The sequence below is a fragment of the Terriglobus sp. YAF25 genome (assembly GCF_052113305.1).
Classification (GTDB): Bacteria; Acidobacteriota; Terriglobia; order Terriglobales; family Acidobacteriaceae; genus Terriglobus.
Map to the genome: position 1 here is coordinate 1 of NZ_JBFRCY010000735.1, position 3270 is coordinate 3270.

General features: G+C 58.0%; 5 protein-coding genes. 3 read left to right on the forward strand and 2 right to left on the reverse strand.

Going from position 1 to position 3270, the window contains the following annotated elements:
• Both AB4043_RS23045 and AB4043_RS23050 read right to left on the reverse strand, forming a co-directional pair.
• On the reverse strand, nucleotides 1-628 hold a 628-nt coding region (locus AB4043_RS23045; protein WP_442308211.1), incomplete at its 3' end, for an amino acid permease.
• A gap of 112 nt (nucleotides 629-740) precedes the next feature.
• Nucleotides 741-896, reverse strand: coding sequence for a hypothetical protein (locus tag AB4043_RS23050; RefSeq protein WP_442308212.1), 156 nt, complete (start codon nucleotides 894-896; stop codon nucleotides 741-743).
• Between the two features lie 52 nt (nucleotides 897-948).
• On the opposite strand from AB4043_RS23050, the gene AB4043_RS23055 reads away from it, so the two are divergent.
• From AB4043_RS23055 to prfB, 3 genes are all read left to right on the forward strand, one after another.
• Entirely contained in the window at nucleotides 949-1518 is a 570-nt protein-coding gene (locus tag AB4043_RS23055) for a hypothetical protein (protein WP_442308213.1), read from the forward strand.
• Nucleotides 1430-2215 (forward strand): apolipoprotein N-acyltransferase, encoded by a 786-nt coding sequence (gene lnt, locus AB4043_RS23060; protein ID WP_442308215.1) that lies wholly within the window; start codon nucleotides 1430-1432, stop codon nucleotides 2213-2215. The genes AB4043_RS23055 and lnt overlap by 89 nt, the downstream gene beginning before the upstream one ends.
• Nucleotides 2216-2219: 4 nt before the next feature.
• Nucleotides 2220-3270, forward strand: a protein-coding gene (prfB, locus tag AB4043_RS23065) for a peptide chain release factor 2 (protein WP_442308214.1) whose coding sequence is annotated in 2 segments (ribosomal slippage) — nucleotides 2220-2288 and nucleotides 2290-3270 — 1050 coding nt annotated over the 2 segments. Because the reading frame shifts where the segments join, the coding sequence is not laid out codon by codon here. This gene is flagged as partial in the annotation.

Sequence of the window (3270 nt, forward strand, 5' to 3'; positions counted from 1 at the left end):
GGACTGCGGTCAGTGTGCCCCAGGCAAGAAGAAGGATCACCATGACCGTTGTGATCTTCATGATCGTCAGGGCTTTTTCGCTGGACTCTTCGATGCCCTTGATGTTCTGCCACCAAAAATAGATGGTGATGACGACGGCGAAGGCGGCGGAGGCGTAGTTGACGTTTAGTTGAGGCGCCGCCCACGTGGGCCAGTGATATTTCTCAACACATAATCTGGCCAGGTCATTCAACATGCCGACGATGTACTGGCCGGCAGAGACGCCTGAGATCGGTCCGGTCAGCACGTAGTCGAACATCAGTGCTGAGACCGAAACCTTGGCGAAGGTGGAGCCGAGGGCCTCCTTCACGATGCGGTAGACGCCGCCTCGAGTAAACATCGAACAGCTCTCGACGTAGACCGAGCGCACCGCATAGGAGAAGAGCATCACGCCGATGATGAACCATGGCGCAGATTTGCCGACAGCCTCTTCTGAGATGCCTCCGGCGTAGAAGGCCGACGATCCAAGGTCGTTCAGAACGATGGCGGCGGCTCGCCAGAAGGAAATGAAGGTGAGCATAACCGAGGAGGCTACGACGAGCCGAACTCGGTTCGGTTGCGGAACGGTGACCGTGGGTTTAGAGGCCATCTTGTATGGTCGCGCCTTTTGAGGACTTTACGATCCGTCGCTCAACGAAACTGACGCCCATCGAAGAGTCTAGACCTGTGGTTGGGCAAGGTCAATGGGTGGAACGGTATCGCTATAGCTCCGCCTCGTTCGGTTCCTCATCAGGAGTGAAGACTTCCAGCAGATCGTGCGCCGAACTGATGACGACAACGAAGACTGAACCGACAAGGCCGAAGAAGAACATCGGCACCAACAGATGCGAAAGTCCGTGAATGAACAGGTCGACCACGAACATCATTGTACGCCTGTGTGGTTGTTAGACTTTTCCGAGCGGAGGATGCATGCAGGCAGTTTCGGGAAAGAGATGGGCGCTCACGCTTGTGTCCGGAGTATTACAGGTGCTCATCTTCCCAATGGCGGGTCCGGTGCCTGCGTGGCGAGCGGTGTTGTGCTGGCTGGCGCTGATTCCACTACTGGTAGCGTTGCTCGAAGCGAAACCTCTGAGGACGAGAGAGTTTGCGCTCCTCGGTTATGCCTGTGGCATTCTTTGGTACCTGGGGAGCTGTTACTGGGTCATGCCGACGATGTACCTCTACGGCGGTATGAGTAAACCCGCCGGCTTCGGCATTCTGCTGCTCTTTGCACTTTACCTGGGGCTCTATCACGCACTCTTCGCCATTCTGATTGGCCTTCTGCGTCGTTTCTGGAGCGCCGGCTACGTACTTCTTGCCTCGCCATTTGTCTGGGTAGCGGTAGAGCTGGCGCGAGCCCGTGTAATCGCTGCAGCCGCAAGGGAGTGCGCGGAGCATTCCTCCTCAAATTATTGTCTGGCCCGAATCGCCTGCGCCCTTTACGACCAACGATCCTCAGTTCCGCCAGATAATCGGCGAGATGACGAAGACCGCAGGTAGCGCAGCGATTATCGGCGCTGAAGGCGTCGAGCTCGATAGTGGATCGTCCAGCGGCTATAAGGCATATAACTCAGCGGCGCTCTTTGCTACCGATGGAAGCTATCGCGGTCATTACGACAAAGTTCATCTCGTTCCGTTCGGAGAGTATCTTCCGTTTCCGTCGCTCTTTCAGTTTGCCGGTGGACTTGTCGCTGAGGTTGGGCGATCTGATCCTGGACACTTCCGTACGGTCTTTCGTCCTGATGGCCATGGCTATGGCACGTTTATCTGCTACGAGTCGATCTTCGCGGATGAAGTTCGGCAGTTCGTGAAGGGGGGCGCCGAGGTGCTGGTCAATATCTCCAATGACGGGTGGTACGGAGACAGCAGCGCCCCGTGGCAACACCTGAACATGGCCCGGATGCGGGCCATTGAGAATCGCCGGTGGCTGCTGCGCGATACCAACACGGGTGTGACAGGCGCCATTGATCCCTACGGCCACCTTCGCGAACAGGCCCCGCGGCACATACGAACGGCAGTTGCCGTAGGCTTCGATTATGCGGACGAGATGACCTTCTATACGCGATTTGGCGATGTGTTCGCCTACGGGTGTTCTCTGGTGGTGATTACTTTGCTTGGATATGGGGCGTTAAGGGTGAAGYAAACCAACTCCGGCGCAATCCCCTCCGGCGCAACCGCCCCCGGCGCATTAGAATAACGGCATGCTTGCTGATCTAGAGTTTGCTTACTCCCCGGTGCGTGAGAAGGTGCGCGACCTGCGGGAGTATCTTTGACGCCGCGCGTCTGCGGCGGGAACTGTCTGACATTGAAGAAAAAGTAGCCGATCCGGCGGTCTGGGCCGATGCGGCGAAGTCACAGCCGCTGATGCGCGAGCGCAAGCGGCTTGAAGGATTGCTGGCCGATGATGAGGCGCTGGGCCGCCGTTCCGACGATATCGGGGCCTACTTCGAACTGGCCAAGGAAGGCGGCGAAGAGGCGTCGTTGCTTGCCGACCTGGAGCGCGAGATCGACAGCCTGAGCGACTTTGCCGAAAAGCTCGAGACCAAGACCCTGCTGGGCGGCGAGACCGATCCTCTGAATGCGATCGTCACTGTCCATCCAGGCGCCGGCGGTACTGAGAGCCAGGACTGGGCGGAGATGCTGCTGCGCATGTATCTGCGCTGGGCAGAGCGGCAGGGCTTCAAGACCGAGATCAACGAACTGCAGGATGGTGATGAGGCCGGCATCAAGTCCGCGACTTTTACCCTGACGGGCGAATACGCCTTCGGCCTGCTGAGCGGAGAGACGGGTGTCCATCGCCTGGTGCGTATCTCTCCCTTCGATTCGGCAAAGCGCCGCCACACCTCGTTTGCCAGCGTCTTCGTCTCGCCGGAGATCGATGACTCGATCGTTATTGACATCAAGCCGGACGAGATTCGCACGGACACCTACCGCTCCGGCGGCAAGGGCGGCCAGCACGTCAATACGACCGACTCGGCTGTGCGCATCACGCACATTCCTACTGGAATCGTGGCCGCCTGCCAGAACGAGCGTTCGCAGCATAAGAACCGCGAAAAGGCGATGAAGATGCTGCGGTCACGGTTGTATGAGTTCGAGCTGGAGAAAAAAAAGGCGGCGAGCAAGAAGCTTGAAGACTCCAAGCTGGATATCAACTTCGGCTCACAGATCCGGAACTACGTGTTGCAGCCTTACCGCATAGCCAAGGATCTGCGTACGCGTGTGGAGACTGGCGACGTGGACTCGGTGCTGGAT